Origin of the sequence: Mucilaginibacter rubeus, assembly GCF_003286415.2 — a bacterium.
Taxonomy (GTDB): Bacteria; Bacteroidota; Bacteroidia; order Sphingobacteriales; family Sphingobacteriaceae; genus Mucilaginibacter; species Mucilaginibacter rubeus_A.
Genome location: NZ_CP043450.1, coordinates 4,941,145 through 4,962,959, shown reverse-complemented (window position 1 = coordinate 4,962,959; position 21,815 = coordinate 4,941,145). Strand labels below are relative to the sequence as shown.

Here is a 21,815-nt window from a genome sequence, read left to right as displayed (position 1 = left end):
CCAATTGAGCTTTTGGATGTTGGGAGTACAGTGATGGGGTAGCTTGTTGGTTTGCCCTGCACTGCAATAAACAAACTTTGTCTTGTTGGGCGTTTGAAACACCTCGTTCGAGACAGTTCAGCATAACATAAAAATACTGATCGTAACAAAAAACTATGGATCTGCAAAGTGTAGAACTACGTAACCTGGAAGTACAGGATTATCAGGAACTTAAAAAGTCGATGAAGTCGGCTTATATGGATATGGATGAGGACTATTGGGATGCCAATTCCATCAAAAAGCTCATCAAACTTTTCCCTGAAGGACAGATCTGTGTAACCGTGAACGATGTGGTAGTCGGCTGTGCGTTATCTATTATTGTTGATTATCAAAAATTTGGGGATAACCACACCTATAAGCAAATTACAGGAGATAGCACCTTTAAAACCCATAACGAAAAAGGTGATGTGCTTTATGGTATCGATATTTTTATACACCCCAATTATCGTGGTCTTCGTTTGGCGCGCCGCCTTTATGAAGCACGGAAGGCACTATGCGAAAAGCTAAACCTAAAAAGTATTATAGCTGGGGGACGCATCCCCAATTATCAGAAATATCAGAACGAGCTTACGCCACGACAGTATATCGACAAGGTGAAATACAAGGAGATTTATGATCCTACACTATCGTTCCAGCTATCTAATGATTTTCACGTACGTAAAGTACTGAAAAACTACCTGCCGGAGGATAGCCGTTCAAAGGGTTTTGCTACGCTTATAGAGTGGAACAATGTTTACTATGAAGAAGTAAGTGATGCTATTAATCATAAAACGGTAGTGCGTATTGGGCTGGTGCAGTGGCAAATGCGCTCTTATAATAATATCAGCGAGTTGCTTAAACATGCCGAATACTTTGTTGACGCGGTGAGCGACTACCAGGCCGATTTTATTCTGTTCCCTGAGTTATTTAACACGCCGCTCATGGCCGATTATAACCACATGGATACGGCCAAGGCCATGCGCGAGCTGGCAAAATATACCCAGCAGATTGTTGAGGAATTTGGCAAACTGGCCGTATCCTATAACGTAAATATCATAGCGGGCAGCATGCCTAAAATTGATGAAGAATCGTTGTATAACGTATCCTACCTGCTGCGCCGCAACGGTAGCATGGAGGAGGTTTACAAGATCCACCCAACACCATCTGAAATTAGCTCATGGGGCATCCGTGGTGGTGATGAAGTGAGGGTGTTTGAAACCGATGCCGGTAAAATAGGCATTCTGATCTGTTATGACGTGGAGTTTCCGGAACTGTCGCGCATTATGGCCGGGCAGGATATGCAAATCTTGTTTGTACCCTTCCTTACCGATACCCAAAACGGATACAACAGGGTTAAGTTTTGCGCGCAGGCCCGTGCCGTTGAAAATGAATGTTATGTGGCTATAGCCGGCTGTGTTGGCAACCTGCCTAACGTAAATAATATGGGAGTGAGCTACGCGCAATCGGCGGTATTTACACCATCTGATTTTGGTTTCCCAACCAATGGTATTCAATCTGAAGCCACACCTAATACCGAGATGATTGTGATTGCTGATGTTGACCTGTCGTTATTGGACGAGCTGCATGAATACGGCAGTGTGCAAAATATCAAAGACAGGCGCACGGATTTGTATAATATCACTTTTAACGGGAAAAGGGTGTAGGGAAACAATATTACAAAAAGCGTCATTGCGAGGTACGAAGCAATCCCAGATAAGCAAATCCGCTCTGTATAGTTTGGGATTGCTTCGTACCTCGCAATGACGCTTTCTTTTGAATAGCTTGTGTTTTTCATTGCCGGTGGCTTTAGCCAACGGATCGGGTTAGCAAAGAAGGGCTTTAGCCTAATTACTTCAGACTGCTCCCGAAATAATATCCCGGTTAATACTAACTTAGCCGCCATGATCAGGAAAGATAATTTTACCCTTCCCGGCGCTAAAGGCCGACCAATGCTTATTGATGTTACCTATGATGATGCTTTTAAAAATGCGCCACTGGTAATTTTCGCTCATGGTTTTAAGGGCTTTAAAGATTGGGGTACGCATGATCTGCTGGCCCGGTACTTTGTCAAAAATGGCTTCCGTTTCCTGAAATTCAATTTTTCGCATAATGGCACAACGCCTGCACATCCTCAAGATTTTGCAGATCTGACTGCTTTTGCAGATAATACCATCTCTATCGAACTGGAAGACCTGGATACCATCATTGATTTTGCCTGCAGCGGCGCGAGCATACCCGTTGCCGATGGCGTATACCTCATTGGCCATAGCATGGGTGGCGGTATAAGTATCATCAAAACAGCCGAAGATGCGCGGATCAAAAAATTGGTGAGCATGGCTTCCATATCCGGTTTCCGTAACCTTTGGCCTAAACAGATAGAGCCCCAGTGGCGACTGCAGGGGGTTTTTTACTTTGAAAATAAACGCACCGGTCAGCAAATGCCTGTCAAATCAACCTTGTTGGATGATCTGGATAATAACCCGATTAGGTTAGATATTTTAAAGCAGGCCGCTAAAATCACCCAGCCATGGCTCATCATTCATGGTGATGCCGATCCTACGGTACCGGTTAGCCATTCGCAGCAGTTGCACGAAGCTAATCCTGCTGGCCAATACATCGTACAAAAAGAGGCCGATCATACTTTTGGCGGTTTGCACCCTTTTGATGGGGATGTTTTGCCTGCTCCGTTAATTGAGTTTTGCGATACAGCAATATCATTTTTAAGTAAATAAAGGTACCGGACATTCAACCAATCGTAACTTTTTTGCGTTACTTATATCATACCTGTTTTAAGTACTATAATTGCTGTTATGAGTTTACCCGCATCGCGAAAAAAAGGACAAAAATATCAAAATACTATACCTACCGACGAGGCTGGCTTTGGCAAAATGATTCCCATTTTGAGGGAATATGTGAATAACAAAGCCGAGAATACGCCTAAAAAAACTTTAGGTCCGTTTAAAACAGATCCATCGGTTTACAATACGCCGCCCGCATCTGGTTTGCGTATCACCTGGATTGGGCACTCCAGCATCCTGATTGAGATAGATGGAAAACGCATCCTTACCGATCCCGTTTGGAGCGACAGGGTTTCGTTTTCGCAATCATTTGGGCCTAAGCGGTTTTTTAAACCGCCTATAGCTCTTGAAGACCTGCCACCGCTGGATGCCGTGATCCAGTCGCATGACCATTATGACCATTTGGATAAAGCTACGATCAAGTTTTTTGCCGATAAAAATATTCCTTTTTTCTGCTCGGTGGGTGTGGCCCAGTATTTAACCCGCTGGGGTATGGCTGCCAATTTTATCACTGAAATGGATTGGGGTGATAGCGCGATGATCGGCAATGAAATTGTTCTTACTTCAACGCCATCCCGGCATTTTTCTGGCAGGGGGATTACCGGGAGAAACGAAACGCTTTGGTCGTCATTTGTGATTAAAGGCCCTGAACATAATATTTATTTTGGTGCCGATTCGGGATATTCGCCCGAGTTTAAAGCAATAGGAGAGGCTTTTGGTCCGTTTGATTTAACCATGCTTGAAATAGGCGCATATGGAAAATTCTGGCCCGATATTCACATGGGGCCGGATAATGCGTCTAACGCGCATCTTGATCTGAAAGGTAAACTGATGATGCCCATCCACTATGGTACATTTAACCTGGCCCCGCATGCCTGGTACGAGCCTATTGAATGGTTGGTACCTATGGCAAAACAAAAACATATCAATTTATTTGCCCCCAAACCTGGCGAACCGACCGAGGTAAAAGGCGCTTATAATTCTGATTGGTGGAAGGAATATCTATCTTAGAGGGATAAAAACACAAATAGAATATGTCACTGCAAGCGAAGCGTGGCAATCGCACAGAGGCAAGCCGGCCCTGTATAGTATGCGATTGCTTCGTCGTTCCTCCTCGCAATGATATGGTTATGTAATAGATCGCCTCATGTCCCAATCCTACATATTAGTCATTAACGGTAAACCCGAAGGGCCATTTACCATCCCCGAGCTCAAAACGCGCGGCATCAAACCCGGCGATTTTGTTAAGACCGATGACATGGTGGATTACAAGGAAGCCCAGGAAATTACCGAGTTACGGGAACTGTTCGGCTTTGCCCGGCCAAAGCTGCTCATGCAATATTACGGCAGCTTTGATCAGCGCTGGCTGGCATCAGCGCTTGACTGGTTTATAGTGTTTGGGGTATTTGTAATGCTTGCGGCTGCGGCGGTGTTCCTGTTCGTTACTGATAAGCAGGCCCGCATCTATACCTCTATCGGTATTATTGCTTTTACACCCATTGGCAAATTTATTTATCATGTGGTAATGGAAAGCTCGGTTAAGCAAGCTACTTACGGTAAGCAAATGCTTAATATAAAAGTAGTGGATATGGATGGCAACCGGATCAGCGTTGGAAAGGCGATCGGTCGTAACCTCGCCAAGTTATTTTCAGTATTAACCCTTTTTATCGGTTACTTGATAGCGTTTTTTAATAAGCAGCAACAGTGTTTACATGATATGATTGCCGGGACTTTGGTGATTAAAGATAGGTTGATATGATGGGTTTGAGCTTACTTTTGCTTTACCAATTTGTACTTTAATTTATCCAGAATCAATAAAGACGAATCTGCGTTGGGTTTGGTATCATAAAGCTTCAGTGTATCGCCATCAAACTTAAATGAGTAGCTGGCATGATGTTTTATATCATTCCTAAATCCGATCTCGTCAAGATTATCCATTGCGTCCGAGTTAAGGTCGATGTTTATGGTGTAGTTTTTAAAGCCACGAAATCCTTGCACTTTGCCATCAATACTAAACATTACCACGGAATTTGCTGTGGAATCTTGTAAATTATAGGTTCCGGCAATAAGCACCTTATTAATCAGGCGGTACATCCCATCTGCAATTTGCATTATCTCTTTGGAGTTTGCCCTGATAAATGGAGTGGTTTTAATCTGACCCTTATTATTAGGATAATAAACAGTTATGATAGTATCACCGTGATCAACAGTAGCACAAAGTTCGCCTGCTCCAAATATTAACGACGAAGGCCGCTTCCCTTTCTTAAATGATAACGTAACGTCACTTCCGTCATGATTATCCCAGCCAACGGGTACAATAATACTATCGCCTTTCATGTCTGCGGTATTGATGCTAAAAGATGATATGCCGTCAGCTTCTTTCACTGCCGCCAATGGCGATCTTGTTTTTGCCACCTTATCAATATAGGTCTTGTTTACCCAGGTGCCTTGCAGTAGTGGCTTGAATTTTTTAATGAGTAAATTAGAGTTTCCGGCATCTGCATCTATCGAAGCATTGTCTTTTTTAGTATTACTCTTGCACGAAAAGATGAAACAAAGCGTAATAAGCAAAATATAGTTTCTCATTGTGAAGAGATAAAGGTTTTATTTAGCTAAAATATATAAATTCAATTTAAAGTGATTGACTTTACTATGAATTTATCGTTTACATGCAGGTAGCCTAATCCCAACATATTCACTAAATTTGCATTATATTAATTTCCATCACTGATGAATACTGATGCTGTTAAAGTGCTGCCCGGTCGTTATTGTAACTCATTAACCGAATATTCGCGTTTTATTACCCGCGAGGTTAATATCGGCGATATACCTATGGGCGGGAATAATCCAATCCGCATACAAAGCATGACCACTACCGATACCATGGATACCATTGGTACGGTTGAGCAAACCATTCGTATGGTTGATGCCGGTTGCGAGTATGTGCGGATCACAGCGCCCAGCATTAAAGAGGCCCAAAACCTGGCCGAAATTAAAAAGCAACTTCGCGCCCGTGGCTATACAGTGCCATTGGTTGCTGATATTCACTTTACCCCAAATGCTGCCGAGGTAGCTGCCCGCATAGTTGAAAAGGTGCGTGTTAATCCCGGTAACTATGCCGATAAAAAGAAATTTGACCAGATAGATTATACCGACCTGGAATATCAGGGCGAACTGGAACGCATTCTCCAAAAGTTTGCGCCGTTAGTAAAAGTGTGTAAAGAATATGGCACTGCCATGCGTATCGGTACCAATCATGGTTCGCTGAGCGACAGGATCATGAGCCGTTACGGCGATACCCCACAAGGTATGGTTGAATCGGCCATGGAATTTATGCGGATGTGTGAGCAACTCAATTACTATAACCTCGTGATCTCAATGAAATCGAGCAACCCGCAGGTGATGGTACAGGCCTACCGTTTACTGGTTGAAACTATGGTTGCAGAAGGCATGAACTATCCGCTGCACCTTGGTGTGACTGAAGCCGGCGATGGTGAAGACGGCCGCATTAAATCTGCCGTAGGTATAGGAACGTTATTGGAAGATGGTCTCGGCGATACCGTGCGTGTATCCCTAACCGAAGAGCCTGAAGCCGAAGCCCCGGTTGCTATTGAGTTGGTTCGTCGCTATTCTTTGAGGGAAAAGGCGAAAGGCGAAAGGCAAAAGGCCGAAGCTTTAGGTGAAGATAAAAATATTTCGCCTTTAACATTTGACATTTCACCAGCTCAACATAATCCATACGAATACAAAAAACGCGAAACCTACGAGGCCAACGCTTTTATAGGCGGACATTTGGTGCCGAGGGTAGTGGTTGACTTATCGAAAAAGAACCTGAAAGATCCGGCTGTGTTGAACGAAGCAGGCTACCTGTACTCGCCGCTGCTGGATAAATATAACATGGCCGAACAATCAGTTGATTTTGTTTACCTGGCCGATGAATTGCCTTCGTTTACTTTACCAGGCAACTTAAAGCAGCTTTATAATTACAATACCTGGCTTAAACTGGCCGATAAAACCAATTGCCACCCTGTATTTACCCTACAGGAATATATTGGCGATGTCGACCGGTCTTCAAAACTAAACTTAGTAAGGTTGCAGCCAGCTGATATTGACTCAGATGCTTTCGGATCTATCCAGTTGGATAATTCGCTGGTGCTGGTGCTCGAAACCGAGGCCCTGCACGGTATGGCTGAGCAACGCGCTTTCTTCTTTAAAATGGAAGAGCTTGGTTTGGATGTGCCGGTGATTGTGAAGAGAAGCTATTTATTCGAGTCCGGAAGTCCGGAAGTCGGAAAGTCCGAAAGTGAAGTTGATCTCAAATCTCAAATCTCAGATCTCACATCTAAATTACAACTCTACGCTTCAACCGATCTTGGCGCTTTATTGGTTGATGGTTTTGGCGATGGTATCTGGATAGATGCTCCTGAACTACCTACTAATGTAATTACCTCTACCGCTTTTGGTATTTTGCAGGCTACCCGCTCACGTATCTCCAAAACAGAGTATATTTCCTGCCCAAGCTGCGGCCGTACATTGTTCGATCTGATGGTTACTACCCAGATGATTCGCAGTCGCACAAGTCACCTTAAAGGATTGAAGATTGGTATCATGGGCTGTATCGTAAATGGCCCCGGCGAAATGGCCGATGCCGACTATGGTTATGTTGGCTCAGGTACCGATAAAATCACCCTTTACCGTGGTAAGGAAGCCGTGAAGAAAAATATTAGTTCGGCCAATGCGCTTGATGAGTTGATCAATATCATTAAAGGGGATGGTAACTGGATTGATGTGGTGCAGGAGTAATTTCTGAATCAGAATTTACAGAATTTTAGAATTTACAGAATAAAAAAGAGGCCTAAAACTTTCAAGTTTTAGGCCTCTTTCATCTCCACCACGTCATTGTGAGGCACGAAGCAATCCCCGATTGGCAGAGCCACTCTGTATAGTTTGGGATTGCTTCGTGCCTCGCAATGACGAGCGGGAGACTCACACCAAATACTCAAACAAAGTCTGGTCTTTATTCAATTCAATAACATTGAAACGGTGCGCGTGCATCCGTTGCAACAGGGCAGGGTAGTCCTCAGCATTTTTTAGCTCGATGCCTACCAGTGCCGGGCCGTTTTCTTTTTCATTCTTTTTAATGAACTCAAAACGGGTAATGTCATCACCAGGGCCTAATACACTATTTACAAATAACTTCAAAGCCCCCGGACGTTGCGGGAACCTTACGATGAAGTAATGTTTTAAACCTTCGTACAGCAGCGATTTTTCTTTGATCTCCTGCATGCGGGCAATATCGTTATTACCACCGCTGATAATGCAAACTACCTTTTTGCCTTTGATTTGCTCTTTGCAGGCATCAAGCGCGGCTACAGATAATGCACCGGCCGGTTCAACTACAATAGCATCCTCATTATAAAGTTTGAGTATGGTGGTGCATATTTTACCTTCGGGTACCAGCAGCATATCGTTCAGGATATCTTTACAGATATCATAGGTTAACGCGCCAACACGTTTAACAGCGGCGCCATCAACAAAACGGTCTATTTCATCTAATGTAATAGGTTTACCATGGTTTATGGCACCCAGCATTGATGGGGCACCTTCCGGCTCAACGCCTATCAGGTGAATGTTCGGAACGTTATTTTTAAGATAGGTACCTGTGCCAGAAGCAAAACCGCCACCGCCAATAGGCATGATTGCAACTTCAATGTCCGGCAGGTCCTGCAGTATTTCAACACCTACGGTTCCCTGGCCTTCAATAACGCGGTAGTCATCGAAAGGAGGGATGAAAGTCATCTGGTGTTTTTCGGTATAGGCAAGGGCTTCGGCCAGGCAATCATCAAAGGTATCGCCGGTAAGCACAATCTCTATATTACCGTTGCCAAACATGGCGGTTTGTTTAACCTTTTGCTTAGGCGTTATTTCGGGCATAAAAATTACACCCTTAATATTTTTTTTGTTGCATGAAAAAGCTACGCCCTGGGCATGGTTACCCGCACTGGCGCAAACTACACCGCGGCTCAACTCATCGTCATTTAACTGACTGATCATGTTGTACGCGCCGCGCAACTTGTATGAACGCACAACCTGCAGGTCTTCGCGTTTTAAATAAACATCACACTCATATTTTGCCGAAAGACCGGCGTTATATTGCAGCGGGGTACGTTTCACAACGTCCTTTATCCGCTGGTATGCCGCTTCAAAATTAAGCCGGCTTTTTGTATCAGTTTCCATTGTTAATTTTTTACCAGTCGGTGCGCCATAAGGCCTTGCAAATCCTGGTCATTTATGTCAAGCTTACTATCAGCAAGCGTTAAAAAGTTATTGTAAACAAAAGCAAGTTCTTCCTTATCCAGCGTATATCCTAAACGCTCCAGATGGAATTTCAGAGCATGCCTGCCGCTGCGCGCGGTTAGCACTATTGTGGCGCTCGGAAAGCCTACATCTTCAGGGCGAATGATCTCGTAGTTTTCACGCATTTTCAGGAAGCCGTCCTGGTGAATACCTGAGCTGTGGGCAAAGGCATTGGCACCTACAATAGCTTTATTAGGCTGTACCGGCATACGCATTTGTGTGCGGATCATCTGGCTCAGTTCATAAAACTTTTTAGAGTCGATGTTAGTATGCAAGCCTAAAGTTTGGTGTGTTTTCAGGATCATCACCACTTCTTCGATAGAAGTGTTACCTGCACGCTCGCCAATACCGTTAATAGTACCTTCAATTTGGCGGGCACCGTTTTGTAAGCCGGCTATAGAGTTGGCGGTAGCCAAACCAAGGTCATTATGACAATGTACCGAGATAATAGCTTTATCAATATTTTTAACGTTCTCTTTCAGGAACTTGATCTTGGCACCGTACTGATCTGGTAAGCAGTAACCGTTGGTATCCGGAATGTTTACCACAGTTGCACCGGCGGCAATAACAGCCTCAACCATCTGGGCCAGGTAAACCACATCGGCCCTGCCAGCATCTTCGGCGTAAAACTCAATATCCTCAACAGATTTCTTAGCATATTTAACCGCTTCAACAGCGCGCTCTAAAATCTCTTCGCGGGTACTGTTAAATTTATGCTTGATGTGCATATCAGACGAACCGATACCCGTATGGATCCGTGGACGTTTGGCATATTGCAGAGATGCTACAGCTGCGTCAATATCACCTTTGTTAGCGCGGGTAAGCGCGCAAACAGTAGGCTCTTTAACAGCTTTTGAAATTTCAACAACGCTTTGGAAGTCGCCCGGACTTGAAACCGGGAAACCTGCTTCAATAATATCCACGCCCAGTAGTTCCAGTTCCTTAGCTATCTCAATCTTTTCGGGGGTTGTTAACTGGCAACCCGGTACCTGCTCGCCATCGCGAAGCGTGGTATCAAAAACATAAACGCGGTTGGGATCGTGTAACATATCTTTTTATTTTGATTTGAGATGTTGGATAGGAAATTAATGCCCTTATCCTTCATCGGTGTTTATTTCTTTGTTTTTTTATCAAAAAGCAAAATTCAAGTTAGAGAAAAAAATCTCATATCTCAAATCTCACGTCTCCTATCTATTCTTTTACTGCAATAAACCGTAACCTTTTGTAGTCGGCATACCATTCGCCGTTCTCATTATAAAAAGGTTCAAGCTTTTTGGTGATCTCGGCCAGGATCTGTTGTTTTTCGTCATCCGGGATACCATCTAAAAATTGAGCGCCAAACATGGTGATCCATTTGGCTACACCCTGTTCACCATCCTGAAGCGCGGTTTTGCGGTCATAGTGGATAACATACGTTACCCTGAAACCATGCTCTTCCAGTTTGGTGGTATATTCGCCTACCGATGGAAAATACCAAACTTTTACATCGGCTTTTTCATGGTAACCATGATTATGAAGCACCTGTTTAGTAGCTTCTATCAGGCGTTCAACATTGCCTTTGCCACCCATTTCGGCAACAAAACGCCCGCCTTTTTTGAGGCTGTTAAACACACTACGAATTGCGCCGTTAGCATCAAGCACCCAATGCAGGGCAGCGTTTGAAAAAACAGCGTCGTATTTTTCGTCGGTAAAGAAATCGGCAGCGTTTTCAACTGCGAAATCAACATCCGGGTAAAGTTGTTTAGCCTGGGCTATCATTTCGGGCGAGTAATCGGTACCTTTTACTACCGCACCTTTATCTTGTATTTGTTTGGTTAAATGGCCTGTACCGCAACCCAGATCAAGGATGTGCTCACCCGGTTTCACATCCAGAAACTCCAGCACATCTTCCCCGTATTTGAATACGAAGGCATGCTTTTGGTCGTACAAATCAGCGTTCCATTTCATATTTCTTAGATTACACCGATGCTTTTGATTACACCGATTATTTTTGTAATTCCCTCCCTTGGGAGGGGTGCGGCAGATTGTGTAGTGGCAGGGAGGGGTTTCTGCAACATGCATACTTTCCGCACGCTTATCTAACCCCTTCCTCCTCCTTCCCCAGGGAAGGAATCGCACTTGCCCGCGCTTTTATTTTATCCGGTTACCTCGTTAGAGGTAATTGATATTTTTTTGTTTCTAAAGTGCAATGCGATATAAACTACTGCACTCACCACAAACAAGCTGTTAACCCATATCACTTTACCAATGGCATCTGCCGAAGCAGCGGTTACAACTATTACCGCCAGGCTCAGGGCTATAATTACCCATAGCATCAGCTTGCTGTTTGAGCGGATGATGGCATAAACTCCGGCTACCTGGGCTGCTATTGCGAACAGCAATACCAGGTTTTCGAGCTTTTCATTATCATCCATGCTCATGGCCATCAGCACCTCGATAAAGGCAAATGTCCCTCCTCCGTTATTGGCTCCGTAGCCACAAAAGAGGAACAAGATCATCATGAAGATGCTGAACTTAGTCATCATGACAATGGCTGTCTACTATAAATATTCAAGCACTTTTTGGCCCATTGCCGTAGTGCCTAAGATTTTAGCTTTGTCGGTATTGGCATCTGCTATATCGCCGGTACGGTAACCGTCTTTCAGCGTTTCATCAATGGCGTCGGTTATCTTTTTAGCTTCCTCTTTAAGGCCGAAGCTTATTTCAAGCATCAGTGCTACTGATAAGATAGAGGCCAGCGGATTTGCTTTATCCTGACCGGCGATATCATGTGCCGAACCGTGGATAGGCTCAAAAAATCCTGTGCCATCACCTACCGAAGCTGAAGCCAGCATACCCATTGAGCCTGCAATTTGCGACGCTTCGTCGGTTAGGATATCACCAAAAAGGTTAGCGGTTAATACCACATCAAACTTTTTAGGGTTTTTAACCAACTGCATGGCCGCGTTATCAATAAACATGTGCTCGGTTTCAACATCCGGATATTGTTTGGCAATTTCCTGTACCACCTCGCGCCATAAGCGTGAAGCCTCCAATACGTTTGCTTTATCAACAGAGCATAACCTTTTACCACGTACGCGGGCAGCCTCGTAAGCTTTGATTGCTATACGCTCAACTTCGTAACGTGAATAGATCATCAGGTCAGAAGCGGTGTTACGATCTTCGCTGCGTTTTTTCTCGCCGAAGTAAACGTCGCCGGTTAACTCGCGGAAGAAAAGGATATCCGTACCTTTCAATATTTCGGGCTTAAGGCTTGACGCATCCAAAAGCTCATCAAACAACATAATAGGACGCAGGTTGGCGTATAAACCAAGCTCTTTACGGATCTTTAATAATCCCTGCTCCGGACGTACTTTGGCCGACGGGTCATTATCATATTTGATGTGACCGATAGCGCCAAACAGGATAGCATCGCTTGCTTTAGCTTTAGCCAGAGTTTCGTCAGGCAGCGGATTGCCGGTTGCCTCGATACCCGCATGGCCCATCAGGGCTTCGTCAAAAGTAAATTCGTGGCCAAAATCCTGACCGATTTTTTCTAAAACTGCTTTACCCCAAGTGGTAACCTCCGGGCCTATCCCGTCGCCGGGTATTACTAATATATGTTTTTTAATTCCCATAACCCTAATCTCTGCCAGAGGCAGCGGTTTTTTGTTTTATAGATGTTTTATTTATTCGGGTTTTACGCCGCATACTTCTTTTAGTTTCATCACCATTTGCTCGGCTTCATTTTCTACCCAGTTGGTGTACTCATCAATAGCCAGCAAGCGCGATTCATCATCAATATAGCCTTCCTCAACCATTTGCTTTGACTGGGCTACTTTTGCCCAGATGCCTGCTTTGCCTTCAAAGTTATATTCGCCTTTTTGATAAACCTCATCGGCATTAAATACTTCGATATTGGCAAAACCTGCTTCCTGCAAATATTCGGGCAGATCTTCGGCAATGTGGTTGTTCATACCGGCATCGCCCCGCCACCTTAAAAAAGTAGCGTAAAAGCGCTGCATGCTTACCGGTGGTTGCGGCTGCCATTGTAAAGCCTCGTGGTTATAATCCAAAATGGATACTGTGCCACCTGGTTTTAACAGCGAATACATTTTCTTTAAAGCCTCAACTGGATTGCTCAGCCATTGTAACACACGGGCCGAAACGATGAGGTCGTACTTTTCTTCAGGCTCAAAGCTGAACAGATCAGTGTAGATCAGTTCCAGGTTTTGAACCGAAGCGTAAGTCTCCTTACCGCTCTGGATAAAATATTCGGTATTGTCAATGCCCGTAACATGACCGCTTTCGCCAACTAACGCGGCAATATCTTTGGAGATAGCGCCCGTGCCACAACCCACATCCAGCACTTTCAGGCCAGGCCTGAGCAGGGGGGCAAGGGTTGCATAATCATTCGCTAAACTCCGTTCGTCGAATAATTTGGCGGTACCTTTACCTTCTCGCTGAATTACTTTATTGGTTGTTGACTGGTTCATTAGTTCATTTGTTCAATGGTTCATTAGTCTGGTCGGGTTTCTGACCCTTCGCCTTTAACCTTTCAGCTTTTACCTTACAGATTCAAACTCCTCAATCTTGCCTTTTTGGCTCAGGATGTAGTCGATATCATCATAGCCGTTTATCAGGCAGGCTTTTTTGTACGGGTTGATCTCGAAGCTTTCTTTTTCGCCGGTTGATGAGATGGTGATGGTTTGGCTTTCCAGGTCGATCTCTATCTCAGCTTTATGGTCGGCATAAACGGCGTCGAAAATCTTTTTCAGAAAATCTTCGCTCACTTGCACCGGTAGTAAACCGTTGTTAAGGGCATTGCCTTTAAAAATATCAGCAAAAAAGCTGCTCACTACCGCGTCGAAACCATAATCAGATATGGCCCATGCAGCGTGCTCACGACTACTGCCGCAGCCAAAGTTTTTACCGGCTACCAGTACTTTACCGCTAAAGGTTGGGTGGTTGAGTACGAAATCAGCTTTAGGATTATCGTTTTCATCAAAACGCCAGTCGCGGAATAAATTATTGCCAAAGCCATCGCGGGTAGTAGCTTTCAAAAACCTTGCAGGAATAATCTGGTCGGTATCGATATTCTCGATAGGCAAAGGCACTACGCTGGTTTGGATGTGTTTAAATATTTTAGTTGCCATTTTGTTTTTCTACTTTATGTCATTGCGAGGAACGAAGCAATCGCGAACGCTGTAGGTTCGCTCTGTACAGTATGCGATTGCCGCGCTACGCTCGCAATGACATACTGGTTTTCGCTCTTTTTAATGATGGTTATTAACCTACCAACTCCTCTTCGTTTAAAAACTGACGTATATCCGTAACCACACCTGTAATAGCGCTTGCTGCCGCGGTTAGGGGGCTGGCAAGGAAGGTACGGCTGTTTGGTCCCTGGCGGCCTTCAAAGTTGCGGTTTGAGGTTGATACGCAGTATTTACCTGCCGGTATCTTATCTTCGTTCATGCCAAGGCATGCGCTGCAACCTGGTTCGCGGAGCGGGAACCCGGCTTCGTTAAATATTTTATCAAGGCCTTCGGCAATAGCCTGCTGCTGTACTTGTTTTGAGCCGGGAACTACCCATACAGTAACATTATCGGCCTTGTGTTTACCTTTTACAAACTCGGCAACCTGGCGCAGGTCTTCAATGCGCGAGTTGGTACAGCTGCCGATGAATACATAATCAATTGGTTTACCCAATAGCGTTTCATCATCGTGCAGGCCCATGTAATCAAGGGCTTTTTTGTATGATCCCTGTTCTTTAGCTTCAAATGAAGCAGTTTCAGGAACGTGTTGTGTAACACCGATGCCCATACCCGGATTGGTTCCGTAGGTGATCATCGGCTCAATATCTTCGGCTTTAAAGGATAATACTTCATCAAACTGAGCGTCAGCATCAGAGTATAAAGTTTCCCAGTAAGCAACTGCTTTATCCCACTCTTCGCCTTTAGGGGCAAATTCGCGACCTTTTACGTAGTTGATGGTGGTTTCGTCGGGAGCAATAAGCCCGCACCGTGCACCCATCTCGATACTCATGTTGCAGATGGTCATGCGGCCTTCCATGCTCAGCGAGCGGATGGTATCGCCTGCATATTCAACAGCATAACCGGTACCACCGGCAGCCGAGATATGCGCAATGATGTAAAGGATAATATCTTTGGCGCCAACGCCTTTTTGTAATTTGCCGTTCACTTCAATTTTCATGCGTTTTGGGCGCGACTGAAGTAAACATTGCGTAGCCAATACCTGCTCAACCTGCGATGTACCAATACCAAAGGCAATGGCACCAAAAGCGCCGTGGGTTGAAGTGTGACTGTCGCCGCAAACATAAGTACCACCCGGACGGGTGATGCCCAGCTCGGGGCCTATAACGTGAACGATACCCTGGTACGGGTGGCCTAAGCCATATAGCTCAACACCAAACTCTTTACAGTTTTTGGTGAGCATATCTACCTGGTAGCGTGAAAGTTCTTCTTTAATGGGTAAGTGCTGATCAATGGTTGGAACGTTGTGATCGGCAGTGGCCACAGTTTGTTTTGGCCTGAAAACGGGTAAGCCTCGCTGACGCAAACCATCAAATGCCTGCGGACTGGTTACCTCGTGAATGAAATGTGTATCGATGTACAAAATATCCGGGAACCCCTCGCTGCTGCTGACGACGTGCGCATCCCAGATCTTATCAAATAATGTTTGTCCCATTTTATTTTAGTTTTAAGTGGCAATAGCAGTGTTGTTGTTAGTTTTTAAGTGGCAGTAGCAGCTGCAGTTTATGTCCTGCTACTAAAAAATTGCTGCTGCCACTTTCAACTGCTACTGCCACTAAATTATTAAGCTTCTACAACCTGGTTTTCAGGACGTAAGCTGCGTACGGTTTTGCCTGCTTGCCATAATTCGCTTTCGCGTAATTCTTTCAGTTCGGCATCCAGTTTTTCGCGGTAATCTGGCTGGCTATTTGAATCGATAGAACGTTGTGATTCTTTACCGGTAGCAACACTTTCGTAAAGCTCTTCAAACACAGGTTTAGTAGCGTCACGGAATTTTTTCCACCAGTCAAGTGCACCACGTTGAGCAGTAGTTGAACAGTTTGCGTACATCCAGTCCATACCGTTTTCAGCAACAAGCGGCATTAATGATTGGGTAAGCTCTTCAACAGTTTCGTTAAATGCTTCAGATGGTGAGTGACCATGGCTACGTAATACATCGTACTGAGCAGCGAAGATACCTTGAACGCAACCCATTAAAGTACCACGCTCGCCGGTTAAATCGCTGTATACTTCTTTTTTGAAGTTGGTTTCGAATAAGTAACCGCTACCTACAGCGATACCTAAAGCGATAACACGATCAAATGCTTTACCGGTAGCATCCTGGAAGATAGCGTAGCTTGAGTTTAAGCCACGGCCTTGCAGGAACATACGACGTAATGAAGTACCTGAACCTTTAGGAGCAACCAGGAACACGTCAACATCAGCAGGAGGCACAATGCCTGTTTGCTCGTTGAAAGTGATACCAAAGCCGTGAGAGAAATAAAGGGCTTTGCCTGGAGTTAAGTGTTTTTTAACAGTTGGCCATAACGCGATCTGGGCTGCATCGCTCAATAAGTAGCAAATTACAGTTCCTTTTTCTAAAGCTTCTTCAATTTCAAAAAGGGTTTCGCCCGGTACAAAGCCATCGCTGATAGCTTTATCCCAAGTTTTGGTGCCTTTACGCTGACCAACAATTACGTTGATACCGTTATCTTTTTGGTTCAGGGCCTGGCCCGGACCTTGTACACCGTAGCCAATTACCGCTACTACTTCATCTTTTAATACTTCCTGAGCTTTTGATAAAGGGAACTCTTCGCGGGTTACTACGTTTTCTTCAGTGCCGCCGAAATTTAGTTTTGCCATTGTTTTTTGATTTTTGTGATTTCACCGATTGCGGGCGATTTCACCGATTTTATTGTATTAGTAATTTAAGTTTTTGTTTCTTTTTATTAATCCCGTCATTGCGAGGCACGAAGCAATCCCCGATAAGCAGATCCGCTCTGTATAGTTTGGGATTGCTTCGTGCCTCGCAATGACGTTTTTTATAAGCTTTCGGCTTTCAGCCTTAAGCTTTGTGCTTTACATCGTAAACACCTTCTCGCCCTGGTTCAGGTATTCGTTTTCGATTACCTCTTCGCCTGGTTCGAGCCTTTCAAATTCGCGCAGTTTGCTGTTAAAGCCTTCGCTATCTTTAATGATAGCAACGCGGGCGCTGCGTACAAACTCAATCAGGCCATAAGGTTGTAATATGCTGATCAGGTTATCGGTTTCCTCGCGGTGACCGGTGGTTTCAAACACCGTGTAGTCCTTACGGATCACTACCGCGCGTGCACCGTTTTCGCGTAATAAACGCTCAACGCTAACCTTTTCGGCAATTACATCGGTTGATACCTTATATAACGCTAATTCCTGCCAAATCACATCTTCGTTGGTGTGATAATATGCTTTTAACACCTCAACCTGTTTTTCAATCTGGCGGGTAAGTTTACGCACTACCTCTTCATACTCGTTAATCACGATATTGAAGCGGTGAATACTGTCAATCTCCGACGGAGAAGTATTCAAGCTGTCGATATTGATTTTACGGCGCGTAAATATAATAGCTATCCTGCTTAATAAACCAATTTGGTTTTCGGTATATATGGTGATGTTAAATTCCTGTTTTTTTTCTGCTTCGCTCATGATTTTGTCTTTTTTAGAGGGCTTACTTTAACCTGATCTCGCTTACACTGCATCCTTGTGGTACCATCGGGAATACGTTATTCTCTTTGGTAACCATTACTTCCAAAAGGAATGATCCCGGCGTGTTTAGCATTTCATTTAATGCTGCAGTCAAATCTGCGCGATCATCAACTAATTTGCCCGGTATGCGGTATGCTGCGGCTAATGCCACAAAATCCGGACTTTGAATATCAACAAATGAGTAACGGCGCGAATTGAACAGCTCCTGCCATTGCCTTACCATGCCCAGGAAACGGTTATTAAAGATGATAATCTTTACATCGATACCGCTTTGCATAATAGTACCCAATTCCTGGCAGGTCATCTGGAAACCTCCATCGCCAATAATAGCTACTACTGTACGATCCTGAGCGCCAAATTTAGCGCCTATAGCAGCAGGCAATGCAAAGCCCATAGTGCCTAAACCTCCGCTGGTAACGTTGCTGCGGGTATTGTTAAACTTAGCGTAACGGCAGGCTACCATTTGATGCTGACCTACGTCGGTCACAATAACGGCTTCACCTTTGGTGATCTCGTTAAGTTGTTTGATCACCTCGCCCATGGTCATTTCAGGCGTGGTTGGGTTAAGCTCGTTATGGATAACTGCTTCAACTTCCTGACGGGTGTAGTCGTTAAACTTAGCCAGCCATTCAGTGTGTTCTTTCTTTTCGATGGCTTTGGTCAGCAACGGAAGTGTTTCCTTGCAATCGCCCCAAACCGGTACGGTTGATTTTACGTTTTTGTCGATCTCGGCAGGGTCGATATCCAAATGAACAACTTTAGCCTGTTTTGCATATTTATCCAGACGACCGGTTACGCGGTCATCAAAACGCATACCTATCGCGATCAATACATCGCACTCATTGGTTAATACGTTAGGGCCGTAGTTGCCATGCATACCCAACATACCTACGTTTAACGGATGGTCTGACGGGATAGCGCCTGCGCCAAGCACTGTCCACGCTGCAGGGATACCGCTTTTTTCAACAAACGCTTTAAATTCCTGCTCGGCACCGCCCAAAATAACACCCTGACCAAACAGGATGAAAGGTTTTTGAGCGCTATTGATCAGCTCTGCAGCCTGTTGAATGTATTGCGGGCGAACAATAGGTTTCGGCCTGTAGCTGCGGATATGATCGCATGGTTTGTAACCTGCAAAGTCAAATAGCTGAATCTGCGCGTTTTTGGTAATGTCAATCAATACCGGACCTGGCCTGCCGCTGCGGGCGATATAAAATGCCTTGGCAATAACTTCCGGAATTTCGGTAGCATCAGTTATCTGGTAGTTCCATTTAGTAACCGGGGTAGTGATGTTGATCACGTCGGTTTCCTGGAAAGCATCGGTACCTAAAAGGTGCGCGAATACCTGACCTGTAATACAAACCAATGGTGTGCTGTCAATCTGGGCATCGGCCAAACCTGTTACCAGGTTGGTAGCACCCGGACCGCTGGTGGCAAATACCACGCCCACTTTGCCCGAAGTACGTGCATAGCCTTGGCCTGCGTGAATGCCGCCCTGCTCGTGGCGTACCAGTATGTGGTTCAGTTTATCATTGTAATCAAACAAAGCATCATAAATTGGCATAATAGCGCCACCCGGATAACCAAAAATGGTATCGGTACCTTCGGCTATTAATGCTTCCAATAATGCTACCGATCCTGAAACATTTACGGTTTCGGCGGCGGCGGGTGCGGTTAGTGTATCTTGTGCAACTTCCATACCTGTATTTTTTTATGTTTATAGCACATTTTGAGGGTGCTAAATTGATTTTACTCTATCTTTCTCTAATTTGCTAAAATGAACGCGTTTAGTTTGTGTTCACTTTATTCATGGCTTTTTTAACAAGCCATTTTGTTCATTAATTATTCGTCGGTAACGCAGCCTTCAGCAGCGGTAGTTACGTTTTTAGCGTAACGGTATAACACACCCTTGGTAACCTTCAGCGCCGGTTTTTGCCATGCGGCACGGCGTGCGGCTATTTCTTCTTGCGGCAGCGAAACGTTTATCTTATTTGCAACAGCATCAATCTCAATTATATCATCGTCTTTCACCATCGCTATAAACCCGCCATCGTAAGCCTCGGGCGTGATGTGACCGACGACGAAGCCGTGCGTACCGCCACTAAAGCGTCCATCGGTAATTAATGCTACTGAGCTACCCAAACCTGCACCAAATATGGCCGAAGTTGGTTTCAGCATTTCGGGCATGCCCGGGGCGCCTTTAGGGCCTACGTTACGAATTACCACAACATCGCCTTTTTTAACACGGCCGCTCTGGATACCGGCAATCAGTTCAAACTCGCCGTCAAATACACGGGCCGGGCCGGTGAAACGCTCACCCTCTTTACCTGTGATTTTCGCAACGCTGCCACCTTCTGCAAGGTTTCCGTACAGGATCTGCAGGTGACCGGTAGCTTTGATTGGGTTTTCAACAGGTTTGATGATCTTTTGAGCTTCAAATTCCAGTGCAGGGATGTCTGCAAGGTTTTCGGCAATGGTTTTGCCTGTAACAGTGAGGCAATCGCCATGCAGCCAGCCTTGCTCCAAGCAATATTTCATTACAGCCGGAACGCCGCCAATATTGTGCAGGTCTTCCATCATGTATTTACCGCTTGGCTTCATATCGGCCAGTACCGGGATACGGTTACTTACAGTTTGGAAATCATCTTGAGTTAATTTAACATCAACGCTTTTAGCCATTGCAATAAGGTGCAATACCGCGTTGGTTGAACCGCCCAGTACCATGATCACAACAATAGCATTTTCAAATGCTTCGCGGGTCATGATGTCTGATGGTTTAATATCTTTCTCTAACAATACCTTAATGGCTTTACCGGCCGCAAGGCATTCTGCTTTTTTCTCTTCGCTTAATGCAGGGTTTGATGACGAATATGGCAAGCTCATACCTAATGCCTCGATAGCTGCGGCCATAGTGTTTGCAGTGTAAATACCACCACAGGCACCTGCGCTTGGACAAGCGTTTTTAATTACGCCCATGAAATCAACATCATCTATCTGGCCGGCAATTTTTTTGCCTAAGGCTTCAAATGCTGATACTATGTTCAGGTCTTCACCTTTCCAGTGGCCCGGTCTAATGGTACCACCGTAAACCATGATTGACGGACGGTTTAAGCGGCCCATAGCCATTATAGAACCAGGCATGTTTTTGTCGCAGCCAGGCAGGGTAATTAAACCATCATAATATTGAGCACCGGTAACAGCCTCAATTGAGTCGGCAATGATATCCCGGCTTACCAATGAGTAACGCATACCCTCGGTACCGTTGCTCATGCCATCGCTTACGCCAATGGTGTGGAAAATGAGGCCCACCATATCTTCATCCCAGATACCTTGTTTAACCAGTTTTGCCAGATCGTTAAGGTGCATGTTGCAGGTATTACCATCGTAACCCATGCTGGCCACGCCGACCTGTGCTTTGCGCATATCGTCGTCGGTTAAGCCGATCCCGTAAAGCATAGCCTGTGCTGCAGGCTGCGTTGGGTCCTGGGTAAAGGTTTTGCTATACTTGTTCAATTCTATAGCCTTGGTGGTATCTGATGATGAACTCATTTTATTAATTATGTAGACAGTTTTAGTACTTTAATTTTGTTGATGATACAGGTTTACTTGGTATCGAAAATCAATATATGTAAGGTAGCCATCGCATCAGGTAATAGCAATAGCCGCCACGGATTTTTTGAAATAAGAATTATATTTTAATTATTAATTATTTAAAAAATTTTATTCTGTTAAATTAAGATATAAAGATATAAAATATTTAATGAAATATACCAAAGTTCAAAACGGTATTCGGTATGTTTTTTATGCATGCATAGTAAGTTGTCGATTTTCTGCCTGAAATGGGAAAAAGGAGGAGTGAAGTTAAGAAAAATAGGCTTGCACTCGCAGC

At 44.7% G+C, this 21,815-nt stretch carries 18 protein-coding genes; 5 read left to right on the top strand and 13 right to left on the bottom strand.

Annotation, left to right across the window (positions count from 1 at the left end):
* Positions 1-155: 155 nt before the first annotated feature.
* From DEO27_RS19535 to DEO27_RS19520, 4 genes are all read left to right on the top strand, one after another.
* Positions 156-1,682, top strand: a complete 1,527-nt coding sequence (locus DEO27_RS19535; RefSeq protein ID WP_112572974.1) for a carbon-nitrogen hydrolase family protein — start codon at positions 156-158, stop codon at positions 1,680-1,682.
* A 237-nt stretch (positions 1,683-1,919) separates the two neighbouring features.
* A complete protein-coding gene (locus DEO27_RS19530; RefSeq protein ID WP_112573030.1) occupies positions 1,920-2,750 on the top strand; it encodes an alpha/beta hydrolase family protein in 831 nt (276 codons plus the stop codon).
* 78 nt (positions 2,751-2,828) lie between these two features.
* Positions 2,829-3,827: an MBL fold metallo-hydrolase gene (locus tag DEO27_RS19525; protein ID WP_112572976.1), complete on the top strand. Its 999-nt coding sequence runs from the start codon at positions 2,829-2,831 to the stop codon at positions 3,825-3,827.
* Between the two features lie 136 nt (positions 3,828-3,963).
* Entirely contained in the window at positions 3,964-4,575 is a 612-nt protein-coding gene (locus DEO27_RS19520) for an RDD family protein (RefSeq protein WP_112572978.1), read from the top strand.
* Between the two features lie 11 nt (positions 4,576-4,586).
* Here the strand turns inward: DEO27_RS19520 and DEO27_RS19515 are convergent, their stop codons facing one another.
* Positions 4,587-5,402, bottom strand: coding sequence for a hypothetical protein (locus tag DEO27_RS19515; RefSeq protein WP_112572980.1), 816 nt, complete (start codon positions 5,400-5,402; stop codon positions 4,587-4,589).
* Positions 5,403-5,546: 144 nt separating this feature from the next.
* Here DEO27_RS19515 and ispG point away from each other — a divergent pair, with 144 nt between their 5' ends.
* A complete protein-coding gene (ispG, locus tag DEO27_RS19510) occupies positions 5,547-7,619 on the top strand; it encodes a (E)-4-hydroxy-3-methylbut-2-enyl-diphosphate synthase (RefSeq protein ID WP_112572982.1) in 2,073 nt (690 codons plus the stop codon).
* A gap of 183 nt (positions 7,620-7,802) precedes the next feature.
* Here the strand turns inward: ispG and ilvA are convergent, their stop codons facing one another.
* The 12 genes from ilvA to ilvD all read right to left on the bottom strand — a co-directional run bounded on the left by ilvA (position 7,803) and on the right by ilvD (position 21,475).
* Positions 7,803-9,053, bottom strand: coding sequence for a threonine ammonia-lyase IlvA (gene ilvA / locus DEO27_RS19505; protein ID WP_112572984.1), 1,251 nt, complete (start codon positions 9,051-9,053; stop codon positions 7,803-7,805).
* Between the two features lie 2 nt (positions 9,054-9,055).
* Entirely contained in the window at positions 9,056-10,222 is a 1,167-nt protein-coding gene (locus DEO27_RS19500) for a 2-isopropylmalate synthase (RefSeq protein ID WP_112572986.1), read from the bottom strand.
* Positions 10,223-10,364: 142 nt separating this feature from the next.
* Positions 10,365-11,120 carry a methyltransferase domain-containing protein gene (locus DEO27_RS19495; protein ID WP_112572988.1) on the bottom strand — a complete coding sequence of 252 codons (756 nt, stop codon included), beginning with the start codon at positions 11,118-11,120 and terminating at the stop codon, positions 10,365-10,367.
* A gap of 188 nt (positions 11,121-11,308) precedes the next feature.
* Positions 11,309-11,698 (bottom strand): hypothetical protein, encoded by a 390-nt coding sequence (locus tag DEO27_RS19490; protein WP_146750059.1) that lies wholly within the window; start codon positions 11,696-11,698, stop codon positions 11,309-11,311.
* Between the two features lie 15 nt (positions 11,699-11,713).
* Entirely contained in the window at positions 11,714-12,784 is a 1,071-nt protein-coding gene (leuB, locus tag DEO27_RS19485; protein ID WP_112573032.1) for a 3-isopropylmalate dehydrogenase, read from the bottom strand.
* Between the two features lie 57 nt (positions 12,785-12,841).
* The gene (locus tag DEO27_RS19480) at positions 12,842-13,648 is read right to left on the bottom strand and encodes a methyltransferase domain-containing protein (RefSeq protein ID WP_112572992.1); all 807 of its coding nucleotides are present in this window, start codon (positions 13,646-13,648) and stop codon (positions 12,842-12,844) included.
* 69 nt (positions 13,649-13,717) lie between these two features.
* Positions 13,718-14,308, bottom strand: coding sequence for a 3-isopropylmalate dehydratase small subunit (gene leuD, locus DEO27_RS19475; RefSeq protein WP_112572994.1), 591 nt, complete (start codon positions 14,306-14,308; stop codon positions 13,718-13,720).
* A 133-nt stretch (positions 14,309-14,441) separates the two neighbouring features.
* The gene (gene leuC, locus DEO27_RS19470) at positions 14,442-15,860 is read right to left on the bottom strand and encodes a 3-isopropylmalate dehydratase large subunit (protein WP_112572996.1); all 1,419 of its coding nucleotides are present in this window, start codon (positions 15,858-15,860) and stop codon (positions 14,442-14,444) included.
* Positions 15,861-15,988: 128 nt separating this feature from the next.
* The gene (gene ilvC / locus DEO27_RS19465) at positions 15,989-17,047 is read right to left on the bottom strand and encodes a ketol-acid reductoisomerase (protein WP_091213120.1); all 1,059 of its coding nucleotides are present in this window, start codon (positions 17,045-17,047) and stop codon (positions 15,989-15,991) included.
* Between the two features lie 216 nt (positions 17,048-17,263).
* Entirely contained in the window at positions 17,264-17,866 is a 603-nt protein-coding gene (gene ilvN, locus DEO27_RS19460) for an acetolactate synthase small subunit (protein WP_112572997.1), read from the bottom strand.
* Positions 17,867-17,888: 22 nt separating this feature from the next.
* Positions 17,889-19,625, bottom strand: a complete 1,737-nt coding sequence (ilvB, locus tag DEO27_RS19455) for a biosynthetic-type acetolactate synthase large subunit (protein WP_112572999.1) — start codon at positions 19,623-19,625, stop codon at positions 17,889-17,891.
* 143 nt (positions 19,626-19,768) lie between these two features.
* A complete protein-coding gene (ilvD, locus tag DEO27_RS19450) occupies positions 19,769-21,475 on the bottom strand; it encodes a dihydroxy-acid dehydratase (RefSeq protein WP_190295138.1) in 1,707 nt (568 codons plus the stop codon).
* Between the last annotated feature and the right edge of the window lie 340 nt (positions 21,476-21,815).